11 protein-coding genes are annotated in these 18135 nt (G+C 69.2%); 4 read left to right on the forward strand and 7 right to left on the reverse strand.

Annotated elements, in window-relative coordinates:
* Both modB and VFK57_04955 read left to right on the forward strand, forming a co-directional pair.
* A complete protein-coding gene (gene modB, locus VFK57_04950) occupies positions 1–687 on the forward strand; it encodes a molybdate ABC transporter permease subunit (GenBank protein HET7695035.1) in 687 nt (228 codons plus the stop codon).
* Positions 684–1325 carry an ATP-binding cassette domain-containing protein gene (locus VFK57_04955; protein HET7695036.1) on the forward strand — a complete coding sequence of 214 codons (642 nt, stop codon included), beginning with the start codon at positions 684–686 and terminating at the stop codon, positions 1323–1325. Before modB ends, VFK57_04955 begins: the two co-directional genes overlap by 4 nt.
* Positions 1326–1352: 27 nt before the next feature.
* On the opposite strand, the gene VFK57_04960 is transcribed toward VFK57_04955, so the two are convergent.
* Positions 1353–2624, reverse strand: a complete 1272-nt coding sequence (locus VFK57_04960) for a DUF481 domain-containing protein (protein ID HET7695037.1) — start codon at positions 2622–2624, stop codon at positions 1353–1355.
* A gap of 120 nt (positions 2625–2744) precedes the next feature.
* Between VFK57_04960 and VFK57_04965 the strand changes: the two genes are divergently transcribed.
* Positions 2745–5747 (forward strand): prolyl oligopeptidase family serine peptidase, encoded by a 3003-nt coding sequence (locus VFK57_04965; protein ID HET7695038.1) that lies wholly within the window; start codon positions 2745–2747, stop codon positions 5745–5747.
* 168 nt (positions 5748–5915) lie between these two features.
* On the opposite strand, the gene VFK57_04970 is transcribed toward VFK57_04965, so the two are convergent.
* Positions 5916–7295, reverse strand: a complete 1380-nt coding sequence (locus VFK57_04970) for an amidohydrolase family protein (protein HET7695039.1) — start codon at positions 7293–7295, stop codon at positions 5916–5918.
* Positions 7296–7307: 12 nt separating this feature from the next.
* Positions 7308–10070: an amidohydrolase family protein gene (locus VFK57_04975; GenBank protein ID HET7695040.1), complete on the reverse strand. Its 2763-nt coding sequence runs from the start codon at positions 10068–10070 to the stop codon at positions 7308–7310.
* A 71-nt stretch (positions 10071–10141) separates the two neighbouring features.
* Between VFK57_04975 and VFK57_04980 the strand changes: the two genes are divergently transcribed.
* Positions 10142–11935 (forward strand): glycosyltransferase family 39 protein, encoded by a 1794-nt coding sequence (locus VFK57_04980; GenBank protein ID HET7695041.1) that lies wholly within the window; start codon positions 10142–10144, stop codon positions 11933–11935.
* 33 nt (positions 11936–11968) lie between these two features.
* Here VFK57_04980 and VFK57_04985 read toward each other — a convergent pair whose 3' ends face one another.
* The 4 genes from VFK57_04985 to argF all read right to left on the reverse strand — a co-directional run.
* Positions 11969–14254 (reverse strand): discoidin domain-containing protein, encoded by a 2286-nt coding sequence (locus tag VFK57_04985; protein ID HET7695042.1) that lies wholly within the window; start codon positions 14252–14254, stop codon positions 11969–11971.
* Positions 14247–16304, reverse strand: coding sequence for a discoidin domain-containing protein (locus VFK57_04990; protein HET7695043.1), 2058 nt, complete (start codon positions 16302–16304; stop codon positions 14247–14249). Before VFK57_04990 ends, VFK57_04985 begins: the two co-directional genes overlap by 8 nt.
* Positions 16305–17306, reverse strand: a complete 1002-nt coding sequence (locus VFK57_04995) for a medium chain dehydrogenase/reductase family protein (protein ID HET7695044.1) — start codon at positions 17304–17306, stop codon at positions 16305–16307.
* Between the two features lie 39 nt (positions 17307–17345).
* The coding region (gene argF / locus VFK57_05000) for an ornithine carbamoyltransferase (GenBank protein HET7695045.1) at positions 17346–18135 on the reverse strand (790 nt) is incomplete at its 5' end.

Here is an 18135-nt window from a genome sequence, read left to right on the forward strand (position 1 = left end):
ATGGACGTCTGGCACATCACCTGGTTCACCGTGGCCTGCGCCGCGGCGGCCACGCTGTTGATCCTGCCGGCCGGGGTGTTCATCGCCTGGGTCCTCGCGCGCCGGACGTTTCCGGGGCGCGCGCTGGTCGAGACGATCGTCTCTCTTCCGCTGGTGATGCCGCCGGTCGCGACCGGCCTGCTGCTGTTGATGCTGCTGGGGCGGCGCGGCCCGGTGGGCCGGGTGCTGGAACGCCTCGGCATCGAGGTCGTGTTCACCTGGAAGGGTGTCGTGCTCGCGATGGCGGTGATGGGGATCCCGCTGCTCGTCCGCACCGCGCGCGCCGGTTTCGAGCAGGTGAACGCGCGCTACGAGCGGGTCGCGGCGACACTGGGGGCGCGGCCGCTGCGCGTGTTCTTCACCATCAGCCTGCCGCTCGCCTGGCCGTCGGTCCTGGGCGGCGCGATCCTGGCGTTCGCGCGGGCGCTCGGCGAGTTCGGCGCAACGATCGTCATCGCCGGCAGCATTCCCGGCGTGACCCGTACGCTTGCCGTCGGCATCTACTCGCACGCCGAGACCGGCCAGGACGCGCAGGCGCTCGTGCTGGTCGCCATCTCGGTTGCGATCGCGTTCGCGTCGCTGTGGCTGGCCAACGTCCTGATCGCGCTGACTTCGCCGAAGCCGGGTGAACGCGGGGGTACGGCGTGATCGCGCTCGACATCGAGCTGACGCAGGGCAGCTTCACACTGAAGGCGGCGGTGCGGCTGGAGGCGCGGGCCGCGGCGCTGTTCGGTCCATCGGGTGCCGGCAAGACGACGATCCTCGACGCCATCGCCGGCCTTCGCACGCCCCGACGCGGCTCGATCGTCATCGACGACCGGGTGCTCTTCTCGACGGAGGCCGGGGTCAATCTGCCGGCGCACAAGCGGCATGTCGGCTACGTCCCCCAGGACGTCGCGCTGTTCCCGCACATGGACGTCCGCCGCAATCTGCTCTACGGCCGTCATCCCGGCCTGTCGCCCGATCTCGATCGCGTCGTCGGAATGCTGGAGATTGCGCCGCTGCTCGGGCGGCGCGTGACGGACCTCTCGGGCGGGGAACGGCAGCGGGTCGCGGTCGGACGCGCGCTGATGTCGGGCCCGTCGCTGCTGCTGCTCGACGAGCCGCTCGCCGCCGTGGACGTCCCGCTGCGCCGCCGGATCCTGCCGTATCTGCTGCGCGTGCGCGACGAGCTGCGGATCCCGATCGTCTATGTCTCGCACGACCGCGAAGAGGCCGAAGAGCTCGCCGATGTCGTGGTCACCATCGATCAGGGGCGCGTCAGCGGCGTCGAGCGGGCCGTCTAGTTCGTCCGGGCGGTCCCGTCCCGCGGCCTAGCCGCCGCCGCCGAACCGCGGGTTGACGATGTTGTTGAAGATCGATCCGAAGGTGTAGCTGAAGCCGAAATTCATGTAGTACTGATAGCCGGTCAGCAGCTGCCGCTGGCGCAGCAGGATCTCCTCGGTGCTCGCTTCGCCGCGCGGCAGGTAGATCTGATCGCGGGTGCGCGAGAACTCGCCGTAGAAGTTGATTGAGAATCCCTTGAAGACGCGGATGTTGGCGCCCCCCTCGAGGCCCAGCGAATACTTCGACGGATCGGTGAGGTACTGATCGAATTTGAGCTCGGCGTTGGCGCTGCCCCAGGGCTGCCTCATGCTCAGGCCCACTTCGGCCCGCTGGTCGATCAGCTGATCGCGCAGCTTTCCGAAGATCGTCTCTTCTCGATAGCGGTGGTAGACGTGGCCGATGGTGTATTGCACCGTGAGCATCCGCCGCGTCGACTCGGAGTAGGGAAAGAAGTTGTACTCGATGCCCGGGGCGAACCGGGTGTTCGCGGTGAAGTTGCGGAACGTCTGCGACTCGGCAGAGCCGATCATTCCAAGCGACCAGTGCTGCGTGAGGCTCCTGACCAGGATGCCGCTCGCTTCCATGTCGCGGCGGATGCTGAGGAACGTCCGCCTCGATCCTTCTTCCTCGTCGTCGTCGAGGACGAACCTCGTGTCGCGGTAGCGCGCGCCGACGTCGATCGAGGTGCGCCATGCATCCGTGGTGCGGTTGGCGTCGAACGAGACGCTGATCGATCGTCCCTTCGACGACTCTTCGCCGTTGAAATTGCCGTTCCCCGACACCTGGTAGACCCAGAAGTTCCACGGGTCGCCGCCGCCGGCCGGCTTTGCCTCTTCGGCTTCGCCGGCTTTCTTCAGCGTGACCTGCAGGCGGCGTCCGACCGCCGTGCTCAGGGCATAGCGGACGAGTCCGCGCTTGAACACCTCGACGAAGCCGGCGCGCACTTCATCCGGCGTTGCCGTCTGCGGCGAGTTGTAGGTGAGCGACAGATCGATGCCCTGATGCTCGCCGAGCCCGATGTACTTCAAGGTCCATTGCCGCCCGCCGCCGCCGGTGTCCTGCAGCGTGACGAGCACGTGGACGTCGGCGTCCTCGCGGTTGCGCACGTAGTCGACGAACGTGACCTCCTTGCGGATGTACTCGTGGTCGCAGCGGTTGCAGTCGAGAAACACGCGCGGCATCTGCCGCTCGGCCGGTGTCTGCGGGGGCGCCGGGGGCTGTGCCCGCGCGGCCGCGGCGACCGTTGTCAGCAGCGCCAACGCACAGAGTATTCGGGAGATAGCGGGGCGGATCATTCAGGCGCGCAGTATAGGACGAAATCCGCGGCGATCTGTTAGCATGCGGCCCCGGCGCGCGAGCGCGCGCTCATGGAGGCCCGAATGTTCAAGCGTCGTCCGCGTTTCCTGCTCGCCATCGCCGTGCTCGTCGCCGGTCCGTATCTCGTGCCCGCGGCGACACAGCCGGCAGCGAAGCGGCCGATCGAGATCGAGGACGTCATCGCATGGAAGGCGATCGGCTCGACGGTGCTGTCGGCGGACGGGCAATGGTTCGGCTACCGCATCGCGCCACAGGAAGGGGACGCGGAAATCGTTCTCGCGCGCGTGCGCACCGACAAGGAGTGGCGCTTCCCGGCCGGCGAGCAGCCCCAGCCCGAAGCGGGCGGCGGGCGCGGCGCCGCCGCTGCCGCCTCTACCTTGGCATTCTCGGATGACGGCAGGTTCGCGGCGTTCACCACCTATCCGACACGCGCGGCGGCGCAGCGTCTTCGCCGCCAGCGCCGCCCGGTCCAGTCGAGCGTCACGCTCGTCAACCTCGCGACGGGCGAGAAGAAGGAGTATCCGCGCATCCGCCGCTTCGCGTTTTCGGGGGAGTCGGCGAACTGGATCGCGCTGCATCGCTTCGGTCCCGAGCCGCCGGCAGGCGGAGGCGGCAACGCTGCGGGAGCGGCATCCGGCGGCGGACGGGCGGGCGGCGGCGCGGGGAATGCCGCGGCCGATCGACCGCGCGGCACCGATCTGCTGCTGCGCGATCTCGGCTCCGCGGCGGAACTGAACGTCGGCAACGTCAGCGAGTTCTCCTTCCGCAAGGACGGCCGTCTGCTCGCTTACGCGATCGACGCCGCCGACAAAGCGGGGAACGGGCTGCAGGTCCGCGACATGACGACCGGCACGGTCACTGTCGTGGACAGCAGCAATGCCACGTACGAGCGCATCACGTGGAGCGACAAGGCCGATGCGCTCGCCGTGCTGCGGGGAACCGAGACCCGCGGCTTCCGCGACAAGTTCTACTCCGTTCTCGGCGTCACCGACGTCGGCAGCGGCGCGCCGAAGAGAACCATCTTCGATCCGGCGGGCGACGCCTCGGTGCCCAGGGGGATGACGATCAGTCCGAATCGCTCCCCGCTCTGGACGGACGACCTGCAGGCACTGATCTTCGGCCTCTACGAACCGCAGCCTCGCGACCCATCGTCGACGTCGACCGACGACGAGAGCGGTGAAGACACCGCGGGCGGCCCACAGACGGGCGGCAGAGGCGACGCCCAGCCGGCCGAGGAGAAGGTGGATCTGGTGCTCTGGCACTACAAGGATCCGCGCCTGCAGACGCAGCAGGAGGTGCAGGAAGCGCGCGACCGCGCGTTCAACTACGTGGCGCAGTACCGCGTCGCGTCGAAGAAGTTCCTCCGTCTGGCCGACGAGGCGATGCGCAACGTCACCGTGTCGACGAAGCAGAGCCGCTGGGGCTTCGGCACCGACGATCGCGAGTACGAGCTGATGGGCAGCCTCGACGGACGCCGCCACGAGGACGTGTTCGTGATCGATCTGGAGACCGGTCAGCGCAGGATGGCGGTGCCGCGGCTGCGGTACTTCTCCGGCGCGTCGCCGGACGGCAATCACCTCCTTTACTACGTCGACGGCGACTACCACGTGTTCACGTTTGCAACCGGCAAGGACCGGAACATCACGCAGGGGCTTCCGGTGTCGTTCGTCGACGTCGAAGACGACCACAACAACGTCAAGCCGCCGATCAACGCCGTCGGCTGGGCGAGCGACAGCAGGACGGTCCTGCTCAGCGATGCGTGGGACGTCTGGAAGGTGTCGATCGACGGCGCCGCGGCCGTAAACCTGACGGTGAACGGCAAGAAGGAAGGCATTCGCTACCAGCAGCGCTACGCGGTCGAGCCGCCGGACGAGCGCGAGGGCGGCATCGACTTGTCGAAACCGCAGTTCTTCCGCGCCTACGGCGAGTGGACCAAGAAGGCCGGCATCGCCCGTCTCGATCCCGGTGCGACGGGCGTGAAGATCGTGGGCTGGGCGGACGCCTCGTACCCGGTGCTGATGAAGGCGCGCAAGGCGGATACCTACGTGTTCACGCGTGGCACCTCGCTCGAGCCGGCGGACTACTACGTCGCCGACGCCTCGCTCGAGAACGCCGTGCGCCTCACCGATCAGCGGCCGCAGCTGGCCCGGTTCGCGTGGTCCTCGGGCGTGCAGCTCGTGAACTACACGAGCGACAAGGGTGACAAGCTGCAGGCGGCGCTGTTCCTGCCGGCCAACTACCAGAAGGGCCGCGCCTATCCGACCGTCGTCAACTTCTACGAGCGGCTGTCACAGACGGCGAACCAGTTCGCCGCGCCGGCGGCCAACGGCTTCAATCGATCGGTGTACACCAGCCACGGCTACGCCGTTCTCGTCCCCGACATCGCGTATCGCGTGAACGATCCCGGCATGTCGGCGGTGTGGTGCATGGTCCCCGCGGTCAAGGCCGCGATTGCCACCGGCATCGTCGATCCCAGGAAGATCGGCATCACCGGCCATTCGTGGGGCGGGTATCAGACGGCGTTCCTGATCACGCAGACCGACATCTTCGCGGCGGCGGTCGCCGGCGCGCCGCTGACCAACATGGTGAGCATGTATTCGCTGGTCTACAAGAACAGCGGCGGGGTGAACGGTGCGATCTTCGAGAGCAGCCAGGGGCGGTTCAAGGGCGGCTACTGGGACAACTGGGACGCCTACTACCGCAACTCGCCGGTGTTCTTCGCGAAGAACGTGAAGACGCCGCTGATGATGCTGCACAACGACAAGGACGGCGCGGTGGACTTCACGCAGGGGGTCGAGTACTTCAACACGCTGCGCCGCATGCAGAAGCCGGTGATCATGCTCGAGTACGTCGGCGAGAACCACAGCCTGGCGAAGCGCGCCAACCAGCGCGACTACACCGCGCGCATGAAGGAGTACTTCGATCACTACCTGATGGGCGCGCCGGCGCCGGAGTGGATGGTGCGCGGGGTGCCGCGGCTGAAGATGGAGGAGCACCTGAAGGAGCGCGCCAAGCCGAAGCCCGCCGCGAAGAAGATTACGACGACGGCTGACGAGGGCCGCTGACATTGCAGACCGGCGATTGGCGATTGCCGATCGACGGTTGCCGATTGCGGATTGGTGATCGACGGAATGGGGATTGGAGATTGCCAATCAACAATGGGCAATCCGTCGATCAACAATCGCCAATCGGCAACCGCCGATCGGCAATCGCCAATCGACGGTCTGCAATGGTTACTGACCGCGGCCTCGGCCGCCGCGGCCGCCGCCAGGCTCGGCGGTTTCGAGGTTCACCATCCGGCCGTCCACGAAGACATAGCGGATCCGGGTCGTCTCGTTGAACAGGTCGCCCGTCGTGACGATGACGTTGGCGATCTTGCCCTTCTCCAGCGAACCGACGCGATTGGCGGCGCCGGCGATCCTCGCGGCGTCCAGCGTGAGTGCGGTCAGCGCCGCGTCGGCCGGCAGACCGGCGGCGACCGCCCGCGCGGCGTTGCGGACGAAGTCGCGCGGCTGCGCCAGACCGCCGGATTCGAACGCGAAGGTCACGCCCGCCTTCTTGAGCGCGGCGGGAGCTTTCGGCGCGTTGGCGCGGGCGCGGAGCGCCGAGAGCGGCTCGTCGGCGTCGGGCGGCAGCGTGCGCGGACGCGTCGGATAGTTCAGCGAATAGATCACCGGCGTGCTGGTCCCCTTCAGGTCGGCGGTCATCTCGTCCGCCTCGCGCGCGCCCGTGACGATCGGGCGGAGGTTGAGCTCCTTCGCCAGCCGCAGCACGCGGGCGATTTCGCGCGCCTGGTCCGCCTGAAACGCGACCGGAATCTGGCGATCGATCGCGGGCAGCAGCCCGTTGAGCGCCGGATCCCACGTCGGACGCGGGATCGCCGGGTTCTTCTCGTAGTACTTCAGCGCCTGACGCTGCCACGCCGCGTCCATGAACGACTGGCGCACGAACGAGATCGCGCCCATCAGCGAGGCCGGATACGGGCCTCCGCCGGGGTTGAAGTTGACGTGCAGCGCCACGGGCGCTTCGACCACCGTCATCGTGCTGCGGATGTCGGCGACCGAGCCGATCTGCGGATCGTCGGGTGGCGCGACGACGTTCACCAGCGCGCTCTGGCCGCGGAAGATGTTGCCGCCCGGCGTGGCGAGCACGCTGGTGATGCCGGCCGCGGCCAGCCGCGTGAGCTCGGGCCCTTCGATCCGCGCATGCTCGGCCGCCTGATAGTCCGGCCGCAGGATCGACAGGCGCTTGGCGCGTTCGAGCGACTCGCGCGACTGGCCCGGCGCCGCCGCGGGACCGCCGCGGCCGCCGCCTGCATCACCGGCCGCGGCCGGTGCGTCGATGGCCGCCGAGTTCCCCATGTCGATCAGCCCCGGGTAGACGGTGAGCCCGGCGCCGTCGAGGACGACGGCGTCGTTCGGGATGGCGACGTTCGCGCCGACGGCTTCGATCAGCCCGTTGCGCATCACGATGTTGCCGGAGGCGACCTCGCTTCCCGACACCGGGACGATCTTTGCGCCGCGAATCGCGTACGGCGTGGCCGCCGGCCCCTGCGCGCTCGAGGCCGCGATGGCGAGAACGAGTGAGGCGGCAGCGATGAATGTTCTGTTCATGGCGCTGTCCTCCTACTTCCGGCCCATGAAACGCTGCCAGAGCAGCCAGTGTTTGTTTTCGAGGCTGACGTCGCGCCCGTTCACGATCACGTTCTTGACGGTGGTCGTGATCTCCAGCGGATCGCCGTCGACGATGAACAGGTTCGCGATCTTGCCTTCCTCCAGGCTGCCGACCGACGCCCCGACGCCGAGTATCTCGGCGGCGTTGATCGTCAGCGCCTTGATCGCGTCCTCCCTCGACAGCCCCCACGCCACGGACTGAGCGGCCTGGTAGGGCAGCAGCCGCGCCGCGTCGTAGCCGCCGGTCGAGAACGAGAACTTCACCCCGGCCTTCTGCAGCACGTCGCCCGCCGCATAGTTGTAGTTGTGCGACACGTCCTCGCTCTGCGGCAGCGACTGCACTTCGGTGAGGATGACGGGGACGTTCCTGCCGGCGAGCGCCTTCACGCCCATGGCGGCGGCGAACGGACTGGTGATGATCACCATGTCCACGTCCTCCTTCGCGCCGAACGCGATGGCGTCGTCGAAATCCAGGTAGCTGCTGACCCGCGTGTAGAGCTTCCCGCGCTTCTCGATGACCGGCACCAGCGCTTCGAGCATCCAGTCGATCGGTTTGTTCGGCCCCGCCTTGGCGTAGGCGCGGGCGCGCGCCAGGTACGTGGCCACCTGCTCGAGCCGCTGATCGCGCCGCCGCTTCAGCTCGTCGTAGCTGGTGTCGCCGGCGCCGGGGCCGGCGCCGCGCCCGCCGCCACCGCCCCGTCCGCCGCCGCCGGCGATCGCCGGAAAGTTGAACACGATGCCGGCACTCGGCTTGACGGTGGCCTCTTCCCACGTCCAGCCGTCCAGGTTCATCACCGCGACGTCTCCCGACAGGATTCCGCCGCCCGGCATCACCGCCGCCGTCGTCACGCCGTTGGAGCGCGCGATGGGAATGGCGTCGCTGTCGGCCTGGTACTCGACCCGCGTGCGGATGTTCTGGTTGAAGTCGAGCATCTCGGTGACGTCGTCCATTCCGCGCACGCCGGGCTCGTTGAGCCCGAGGTCGGTGCTGGTCTCGATGAAGCCCGGATACACCGAGCCTCCCCTCGCGTCGATGATTTTCGCGCCGGCCGGCACCGGTATGTCGGCGCCGACCTCGGCGATCTTGTTGCCGCGGATGATGATCGTCCCGCGCTCGATCGTGCCCTTGGTGACGGGCACGATGCGCGCGTTGGTGATCGCCAGGACCTCATCCGGGTTCGGCGATCCGGGAGGCGTGAACCCCGGGGGGGTCTGGACCCGCGGTGACTGGCCGCCGGCTTGAGACTCGGCGGCGTCGGCAACGTGCGGTCCGCCCCTGAAGCGTTCGGCGTCGGCCTCGAGCTGGGCCTTCCAGTCCTCCAGCGAGGCCTCCGGCTGCGCCGGCCCGGCCCCGTCTCCCCCGCCGGGAGGAGCCTGCGGCGTGCCGCGCAGCGCCGCCTTCTCTCTCTCGAGGTCCGTGATCCTCCGCGCGTCCGCCTCGCGGTCGTGATACAGGATGCCGTCGATGTAGACGCGGTCCGCGACGGCGAAGCTGCTGAGCGGATGCGCGGTCCACACGACGACGTCCGCGTCCTTGCCGACCTCGAGCGAGCCGACCTTGTTGTCGATGCGCAGCTGCTTCGCAGGATTGATCGTCACCAGGGCGAGCGCTTCGTCCTGCGAGAGCCCGCCCCACTTGATGGCCTTGGCCGCTTCGGTGTTCAGGCGGCGTGCGTGTTCGGCGCTGTCCGAGTTGATCGAGACGAGCACGCCTTTCTGGTGCATCAGCGCGGCGTTGTAGGGAATCGCGTCTTCCGCTTCGATCTTGTATCCCCACCAGTCGCTGAAGGTCGACGCGCCGGCGCCGTGCGCGGCGATCTCCTTCGCGACCTTGTAGCCCTCGAGCACGTGCTGGAACGTCGCGATCTTGAAGCCCATCTCTTCGGCGAGCCGGATGAGCATGAGGATTTCGTCGGCGCGGTAGCAGTGGGCGTGCACCAGCCGCTTGCCTTCGAGGATCTCGACGAGCGGATCCAGCTGCAGATCGCGCCGCGGCGGGAGCGCGTCCTTGTTGACGGCCCTGGTCTTCTCGTACTCCTGCCACGATTTCTGGTAGGCCTTGGCCCGCGTGAACGCGTCGCGGATGACGTACTCGACGCCGCCCCGCGTTGCAGGATAGCGCGCCGGCTGGTTCGGCTGGGTCGGATTGCCCTGGCGCTTCGGGTTCTCGCCGAGGGCGAACTTGATGCCGGGCATCGCCCCTTCGAGGAGCAGGTCTTCGCCGCGCTTCTTGCCCCAGCGCAGCTTGATCACCGCGTTGGCGCCGCCAATCGGGTTCGCGCTGCCGTGCAGCACGTTGGCCGTCGTCAGGCCGCCGGCGAGATCGCGATAGATGTTGATGTCGGTGGGGTCGAGCACGTCCTGGATGCTCACCATGGACGACACGACCGTCCCCCCTTCATTGATGGCATCCGCCGCAATGTGCGAGTGCGCATCGATGATGCCGGGGGACACGAACTTTCCCGTCACGTCGATCACCTCGGCCCCGGCGGGGATCGTCGCGTTGGCACCCACCGCCGCGATCTTGCCGTCGCGCAGCACGATCGTGCCGTTCGGGATGGTGCCGCGCGTGACGGTGAGGATCGTGCCGCCTCGCAGGGCGACGACTGCCGGCCGGTTCTGCGCCTGGCCTCCGGCGCGCGGCACTGACAGCGGAACCAGAGCGACGGCAAGCGCGAGGGTGAGCCTCCAGCGCGCTGTGAACGGGCGTTTCACGATGCCTCCTTGGCAAGAGATCCCGCGCCTGCGGGTCGACAGAAGAGCGGAACTGTAGCACGATCCCGTCCGTGCGCCGGGTGTTGCTGACCCTTTCGATTGTCTTCCTCGCGTGGGCGGCGCTGGTGGTGGCGACGGGAGGCATTCAGTGGCGGATCGGCGGAGTGCTCCTGCGGTCGCGCGACCCCGGCCGGGCGCTGGCGATCGGGTTTCTGCTGCTGGTGATACAGGCGCTGGTCTTCCGGGGCTCGTTCGCGCGCGACACGGAACGGATCACCGCGGCGATGCGGCCATGGCTGGCGGCGCTCGCCGTGCTGTGCGCGGTGATACTCGGCGCCGACGCGATCCGCTACGGAAGCTTCACCGCGGGCGGCTCGGACTCGTTCGGGTACGTGTCGCAGGCCTACGGCTGGGCATCGGGTCAGCTGCCTCGCGCGGAGCCGCTGCCGTTCCAGGTGCCCTGGCCCTCCGGCGACTTGTCGCTGGCGCCGCTCGGCTACCGGCCGGGACCGTCACCGCACACGATGGTGCCGACCTACGCTCCGGGCCTGCCGCTGCTCATGGCTGCCGCGCTCGTGTTCGGCGCGTGCGGGCCCTTCCTCGTGGTGCCGGCGTGCGCGGCGCTCGTCGGCTGGCTCACCTTCGATCTCGGACGCCGGACGGCCGGGCCGTGGGCCGGAGTGCTCGCCGCCGCGTTCGCGGTGACGAGTCCGATCGTCGTGTTCATGTCGCACGCGCCGATGAGCGATGTCCCGGCCGCGGCGCTGTGGACCGCGGCCGCGGTGGCGGCCCTGCGCGGCACGCGGCCGGCGGCGCTCGCCGCCGGTCTCCTGACCGCCGTCGGCTTTCTCGTCCGCCCCAACCTGCCGGCGCTGCCGCTGGTGATTTTTGCGTATCTGGCGTTCACCTCGCATGGGCGCGAGCGCTGGATCCGGCTCGCGCTGTTCACCGCCGCCGCCGCCCCGGCGCCGCTCGCAATCGCGGCGTTGAACACCGTATGGTACGGAGCGCCGTCGAATTCGGGCTACGGCGCGGCCGCAGAGATCTACTCGGTTTCCAACCTGCTGCCCAACCTCGCGCGATATCCCGTGTGGCTGTGGCAGTCGCACTCGCCGCTGGTGCTCCTCGCGCTCGTCCCGCTGCTGCCTCCCTTCACCCGGGACGTCAGGGCCGCTGCCGCGCGTCTGTGCGCCGCGCTCGTTCTCGCCACCCTGCTCTCCTACCTCGTCTACATGCATTTCGAGGAATGGTGGTACCTGCGGTTTCTGCTGCCGGCGATTCCGGCGCTGCTGGTGCTCGTCGCCTCGGGCATCGTCATCATCGGCCGGCGCGTGCCACGGCCGTGGGGGCATGTCGCCGTCGCGGCGGCGACCGTGTTCCTGGTGAATTACACGGTCCGGTTCAACGTCGGCCACGGGATGTTCGATGCCTTGAAGGACGGCGAGCGGCGATACGCCGACGTCGGCGTCTGGGTCGCGCGCGCGCTGCCGCCGGATGCGGTCATCTTCAGCCTGCAGCAGAGCGGCAGCCTGCGTTTCTACGGCGGACGGATGACGATTCGGTGGGACTTGATCGATCGCGACTGGACCCGCCGTGCGCCAGCGGAGATCGAGCGGCTCGGGTTCCATCCCTACATGGTGATCGAGGATTGGGAGCTGCCCCAGATGCGCGAGTGGTTCGGTCTGCCGGTGGATGGGGCGCCGCCGTGGCCGCTCGTGGCGCGCATGCGCGAGCACGGCGGCGTCAACGTATTCGATCTCTCGTCGCGCGCCACCGGCCCGATCGTGCCGGTGGCGCTGACGCCGGGCGAAGCGCCGCACTGCAGCGCGCAACAGCCGCTGTCACTGCGGCGCCGTCCTCAATAGATCTGAAGGCGCGGCGTCAGCGCAGGGAGGGGGTCAGCGGAACACCCGCACTTCGGCGATCGACCAGTCGTGCGTTCCCCATCCGAGCTGCGTGAGGCGGATGTAGCGGACGTTGTCCTTGCCGATCGGAAACACCAGCGGCAATTCACGAGGGTGACGCAACGCACCGTAGTACGCCTGCAGCGCCGTGTCCCCCATGTGCACCGTCTCCCAGGCCGACTTGTCGGGCGAGACCTCGAGGCGAAGTTGCTTCGGAAAGTCCGTCCAGAACTCGCCGAGGTAGGTGACGACCTGGTTCACCCGCCCGGGCTCCTCGAGTTCGATGGTGAAATCCGCGGCTCCCTTCTGCACCCCGCCGCTCCATCGCGTCGCGAGTGAGCCGTCGACGGCACGCGGGGCGTTCGGCGGGCTCGGAAAGGCGTCGACCGATCTGATCCGAAGGGTATCGCCCGAGGCCGCCGGCACCAGCGCGCCGCGGTCGCTCCTCGGCAGCGTATAGCTGCTCCACGTTGGGTGCGTCTCGTGCAGCGCGGCTCCGGGATACCCGCTCAGGAACCGGCGGTACGCGCCGTCCGCGTCGGACGCGTGGTCCACGACGACCCCGAGCGTACCTTGCGCCGTCAGCGCCTGCAGGATCCGCACGTCCCGCGCCTGGAGCAGTTCGTACAGGGCGAAGTAATGCGGCGCGACATACCCGCTGAAGCCGTTGACGAGAGGGACGCCGTCGAACGTCTGCTGGTACAGCGCCAGCGCATCCCGATCCGTATCGCTCGGCAGATCGAGCCGCATCGAGACATCGGCAGGCGTGGGGCGCCGCTCGGGCGCGGCGGCGACGTGGAAGACCGCGGGCCAGCCGTCAATGAGGACGCCGGCCGCGGCGCAGGCGACGATGACCTGCCGCGCCCGTCCGCTGAGCCGCGCGAGCGCCAGCGCGCTCACCGCGCTCAGGCAGACGACCGCCATCATCCAGAAACGCGCCGGCACCCGCAGGCCGTCGAAGCCGGGCAGCCGCATCAACCAGCCGTATGGCGCCTGGTACAGAAAGCGTCCGCCGAGCAGCGTGGGATCGGGCCCGAGCGCCATCACCCACATCACGAACGCGGCGAAGGCATACAGGAACAGCGGCGATCGGCGCCTGACCGCGGCGCGTACGCGAGGCAACGTGCACATCCAGGCGATGGCCGCGAACATCGCAAGCGTCAGCGGCTTGTCCGCGCGCGCGATCGAGACAATGCGGATCCCGGCGATCTGCAGACGCCAGGGTCCGTAGACCATCGGCATCAGGGCACCGGCGAGGAGGAGCAGCGCAGTCGCCGCGAACGCGCGCCGGAGCCAGCGCCGTCGCGGGGACTCGGCCTCGGCCGCGAGCGGCCGCGCCGCCGCGATCGCGCCGAGCGCGAGCGCCGCCACCGTCAGCCCGGGAAACAGCTCGCCTTCAGGCCGGCTGATGGCCCTGAGCCAGCCCCACGCGACAAGGTCCTCGCTGGCCGTGAACAGCGCCGCGGCGTCGGCGCTGAACACCTGCACCTCGATGAGAGCGCGGCGGTACCCGTACGTGTCCTGCAGGATGGTGCGGTATCCGAGCAGGATGGGCAGCAGCACCGCCGCCGCGGCGATGAAGAAGACGATGCACGCCGCCAGCGTGCGCCAGCGCCACCGTCCGATCGCAAACCACGCGAACCAGAGCAGCAGCAGCACGCTCGAGAAGAACATGAAATAGCCGTTCGAGAGCGACTGCATCAGCCAGGCCGCCGCGGCGAGCGCCGCCCATTTCGGCGAACGCTCGCGATCGTAGCGGTGCAGCGCGGCGAGACACACGGGCGTCCAGAACGCGGTGAGCACCTGAATGTGCGGCAGCTGTGCCGCACGGTAGGGAGCGAACGCGAATGCGAGCCCGGCGACGAAGGAGGCGTCGTGCCGCCGGGTGAGCGTGTAGCCGAGGAAGTATCCGCCGAGGCCGCTCAGCACGTAGGTGGCGAGCAGCGTGACGTTGTAGCCGAACAGCGGGCTGCCGGTCAGGGCGATGAGCGGCGCGGAGATGAACGCCTGCCCGAGGAGATGCTCGGAGAAGGCGAAGGTGCCCGGCGCCGGATAGAAGATCGGCGCGTTCCACCACGCCTGCGTGAGCGGCACCGCCTTCGTCGTCCACCACAGGATCCACGCGTTGAGGATGGGATCGCCCGGATCGTGCGCGACGCCGCGCATGATGTCGATCGGCAGCGGCCACGAATAGGCGAGCGTGAGAATGGTGTACGCGAGCGCGGCCAGCGCCACCGGACGGGCGTGGCCGGCGAGCGACCTCCCGCGGCCGTCACCCAATGACGCGCAGCTCCACGATCGTCCAGCCGCGGCGCGGATCGCCGCCCGTCTGTCGCAGTCTGAGGAAGCGGACGCCGTCGCGGCGGATCGGCACGGTGATGGGGACCTCGCGCGGCGATCGCAGCGCCGCATCGTACGTCTCGAGCGCGGTCGCGCCAGTATAGACCGGCGTCCACGACCGCGCGTCGGCGGAGACCGCGACCTCGAGCGCGCGCGGATACTGCGCCGCGTACGTGCCGAGGCACAGCACGATCCCGGATACGCGCCGCGGCGCATCCAGCGTGACGGTAATCGTTTCGCCGCCGCGCTGCGGAACCGTGTGCCAGCGCGTGTCGAGATCCTGGTCCAGGACGGCGCCGATGTCTTTGGCGTTGGCGCTGGCTTCGATCCGCGCGACGGGAACGATGGGACCGGTGACAGGCGCCGGCGGCAGGGCATTGGTGACGCCGATCTCGTAAGCGGTCCAGTCCGGACCTGACTGCAGCCGCAACGCCCGCGGATGCGAGCGGACGTATTCGTTCCATCGTCCGTCGGCGTCGCCGGCGGATTCGACGATGACTTCGATCGGCTCGGCCGCGGCGAGGCGATCGAGGATCGCCGGATCGTGCTGTTCGAGAAGGTCGCGCAGCGCGGCGTGCTGCGGCGCGGCATAGCCGCTGTAGCCGTTGAACACGGCACGGCTTTGCGGGATCGCGCCGAACATGGTCTCCGTCTCCGCCTCGTGCAGCGGCAGGCCCAGGCGCGCGCGCGCCTGGCTGGTGGTGACGCGCGTGCCCGGCGCGGCGACCACCGGAAAGGCGCGCGGCCAGGCGTCGAGCAGGAATCCGCCGATCGCGAGCGCGGCGACGATGCGCCGCGTCCGGGATGCGTGGATGCGCGCGATCGCGAACGCGGCGCACACGGACAGGCAGAGCACCGTCAGCATCCAGAACCGGGCCGGCACCCGCATGCCGTCGAACCCGGGCAGCTGCGCGAGCAGCGCGTACGGTCCGGGAATGCCCGTCGGCGTTCCGTTCAGTTTCACGACCGGGCCGAGTGAGAACAGCCACATCAGCACCGCGGAGCCGCCGTAGAAGACGATCGTCCCCCGGGGCGCGCCGGGCGGCGCATCGGCGGACGCTCGCGCCTTCCGCGCCCGCCACCCGACGGCGGCGCTGCCCAGCAGGAGCAGCAGCAGGACCAGGCCGGGAAACTGCTCGGATTCGGATCCGACGCGCGCGTGCAGCCATCCCCACAACCGCGAGTCCGGCGACGCCGACACCAGCCCGGCGACGTCCGCGCTGTAGTTGACCATTTCCACGGGACTGCGTTTGAACCCGTACGAGGCATGGACGGTGCGGTAGCCGTAGAGGATCGGCGCCAGGAGCAAACCGGCGACGACCCACGCGATCAGCAGGCGCGCGGCGTCACGCGGCGACACACGTCCGGGCACGAACCAGATGAGCCACAGGCCGACGAACGTCGAGAGAAAGAACAGGTAGTACCCGCTCGCCAGCGCCTGGAGCGCCCACGCCGCTGCGAACAGCACCGCCCATCGCCATCGCGGAGACGCCGCGAACAGGTGCAGCGCCGCCATCGCCACCGGCATCCAGTACGAAGACAGCAGCTGCAGATGCTGGATGTGCGACAGCCGGTACGGCGCGAAGGCGTAGGCAACCGCAGCCGCAAACGAGGCGACGTGACACCGCGTCAGCACCCAGGCGAGGAAGTAGGCCGCCAGCCCGCTGAAGACGTAGCTCGAGAGAAACGCTGCGTTGTAGGCGAGGATCGGCGAGCCCGTCGCGTGAACGATCGGAGCGGCAATCGGCGCCAGGCTGAGCAGGTTCTCCGAGAACGCCAGCACGCCGCTCGATGGATAGAACGCCGGCGCGTTCCACCACGCGCTGGTCAGCGGAACCGTGTGCGACGTCCACCACAGAATCCACGTCACCAGCAGCGGATCGCCGCGATCGTGCGCGACGGCGGAGGTCGCATACGCCGGCAGGGGCCAGGTGTAAAGGCAGGTCAGCGCCGCGAGTAGGAGCGCGGCCGGGAGCACGGCGCGCCGCATTCAGGTGGTCAGAACGACCTTGCCGATGTTGGCGCGGCTGTGGATGTAGCGGTGCGCGTCGGCGACCCGCTCGAGCGGAAACGTCTTCGCGACGATCGGATCGAGCCGGTTCGCGCTCAGCTCCGTCAGCACCAGATCGATCAGCGGCTGCAGCTGGCGGCGCTCGTCCCACAGGTGGCCGGCGTTCAGGCCGAAGACGCCGCGATTGCGATTGATCAGCGACAGCGGCGCGAACGGCTTCATCGCCCACCACGACTGCAGCACGCGCAGCGCGCTGCGCCGCTCGCCCGACATCGACGAGATCCCCAGCATCACCAGACGGCCGAGCGGGGCCAGCATGCGGTAGCTGGCGCCGAAGCTCCTGCCGCCGATCGGATCCAGGATCACGTCGACGCCGCGGCCGCGCGTGAACCGCCGCACCTCGCTCTCGACGTTGCCGTGCCGGTAGTCGATCGCCAGGTCCACCCCGAAGCTTCGCAGGGCGTCGTGCTTGGCCACGGAGGCGGTGCCGATCACGGTCGCGCGCCGCAGGCGCGCGAGCTGCGTGGCGGCGATCCCGAGCGCGCCGCCGGCGTTGTGCACGAGCACCGTCTCGCCGGACGTGACCGCCGCCATGCGGTACAGCGCGATCGCCGCGGTCAGGTACGTGACCGGCACCGCCGCCGCTTCGGCGTCGCTGAGACGATCGGGGAAGCGGAACGCACGAGACGCGGGCACGACGACCGCATCGGCGTAGCCGCCGAACCTGGTGAGCGCCACGACGCGGTCCCCTTCGTGCGGCTGGGTGACGCCGGGACCGACCGCGGCCACGACGCCGGCCACTTCGTAGCCGACGACGAGCGGCGGCCTGGGGGCGTCAGGGTAAAGCCCGATGCGGGCGAGGATGTCGGCGAAGTTGATGCCGGCGGCGCGGACGCGGATGAGGATTTCTCCCTCGCCGGGGACGGGATCGGGCCCTTCGCGCAGCTCGAAGACCTCCGGGCCGCCGTGTCTGGGGATCACCGCCTGCCGCATCGCTGTGCAGCATACCCCCGCTGCGACCTACGACGCGAGGAGCGACAGCAGCGCTTTCTGGGTGTGCAGGCGGTTCTCGGACTGGTCGAACACCACCGATGCCGGCGAGTCGATCACGTCGTCGGTCACCTCGTCGCCGCGATGCGCCGGGAGGCAGTGCATGAACAGCGCGTGCTCCGGGGCGCGCGCCATCAGCGCCGCGTTGACCTGATACGGACGGAACAGCGCGTCCCTCGCCGCCGCCTCCGACTCCTGTCCCATCGAGGCCCACGCGTCGGTGTAGACGGCGTGCGCCTGGGCGACTGCTTCGACCGGGTCGTTGGTCACCTTGACGCCGCCGCCGAATCGCGCGACGCGGGCGACCGCGTCACAGACGCGTGCCGGCAGCTCGAACCCCTTCGGCGACGCGACCACGACCGTGCCGCCGAGCATCGCCGCCGCCTGCGCCAGCGACGCGGCCACGTTGTTGCCGTCGCCGACGAACGCGATCGTCCGATCGCGCAGCGTGCCCCACCGCTCGATCAGCGTCTGGCAGTCGGCCAGCGCCTGGCAGGGATGCTCTTCGTCGGTGAGCGCGTTCACCACGCGCAGACCGGGCGCCGCGGCGGCGAACCGCTCGAGCCGCTCCTGCGCGAACGTGCGGACCACGACGCCGAAGACCCAGCGTTCGAGATTGCGCGCGACGTCTTCGATCGACTCGCGGCCGCCGAACGCGACGTCGGGCAACGGCTCGATCACGTCCCCCCCGAGCTCGCGGACGGCGATGACGAACGTCGAGCGCGTGCGCAGCGACGGCTTGTCGAAGAGCAGCGCGACA

The sequence above is a fragment of the Vicinamibacterales bacterium genome (genome assembly GCA_035699745.1).
GTDB lineage: Bacteria > Acidobacteriota > Vicinamibacteria > Vicinamibacterales > 2-12-FULL-66-21 > JAICSD01.

Excerpts from the sequence above, each read along its gene's own strand:
- VFK57_04990 (HET7695043.1), bottom strand. The coding sequence starts at position 16,304 with ATGCGGCGCGCCGTGCTCCCGGCCGCGCTCCTACTCGCGGCGCTGACC.
- modB (HET7695035.1), top strand. The coding sequence starts at position 1 with ATGGACGTCTGGCACATCACCTGGTTCACCGTGGCCTGCGCCGCGGCG.
- VFK57_04970 (HET7695039.1), bottom strand. The coding sequence starts at position 7,295 with ATGAACAGAACATTCATCGCTGCCGCCTCACTCGTTCTCGCCATCGCG.
- VFK57_04965 (HET7695038.1), top strand. The coding sequence starts at position 2,745 with ATGTTCAAGCGTCGTCCGCGTTTCCTGCTCGCCATCGCCGTGCTCGTC.